Raw genomic sequence first — 668 nt, 5'->3', positions numbered from 1 at the left:
CATGATCTCGATGCGACTGCGGCGCTTGTATCTGCGCTTGTCGTATTTGACAGGTTTCCTGCGGCCCTTCCGACCGGGGATGCAGGCCTTTATCCCCTTGTCTTTCAAGGCGTCTCGAAGCCAATCGGCATCATACCCCCTGTCGGCCAGAAGCCATTCAGCCGATGGCAGACTGTCCAGCAAGGCCGCCGCGCCGGTGTAGTCGCTGACCTGGCCGGCCGTCATGAAGAAGCGTATCGGGCGGCCGTTGGCATCGGTGACGGCATGCAACTTCGTGTTCATGCCGCCCTTGGTTCGCCCGATCAGACGGCCACGCCCCCCTTTTTCACCCGCAGGCTGGATGCCGTGCGGTGCGCCTTGAGGTATGTCGCGTCGATCATGATCGTCTTCCGGTCTGTGCCTTCCGAGGCCAGCCCTTCCATGATCCGGGCGAACACCCCCATGTCGCTCCACCGTTTCCACCGGTTGTAGAGCGTCTTGGCAGGACCATATTCCCTTGGCGCATCGCACCAACGCAAGCCATTGCGGTTGATGAATATAATGCCGCTCAGCACCCGCTTGTCATCAACGCGGGGACGGCCGTGGCTCTTGGGAAAGAACGGCCGCAAGCGCTCCATCTGCGCGTCGGTCAGCCAGAACAGGTTGCTCATATATCAGGTCTCCTCGCC

General features: G+C 61.1%; 1 pseudogene. It reads right to left on the bottom strand.

The window, feature by feature from the left end:
• A pseudogene (locus tag KTN05_RS17705) lies at positions 1-650 on the bottom strand (IS5 family transposase); the annotation flags it as partial.
• Positions 651-668 lie beyond the last annotated feature (18 nt).

The sequence above is a fragment of the Paracoccus sp. Z118 genome (genome assembly GCF_019061185.1).
Taxonomy (GTDB): domain Bacteria; phylum Pseudomonadota; class Alphaproteobacteria; order Rhodobacterales; family Rhodobacteraceae; genus Paracoccus.
The sequence above is the reverse complement of the archived record's forward strand: the minus strand, read 5'-3'. Positions and strand labels throughout refer to the sequence as shown.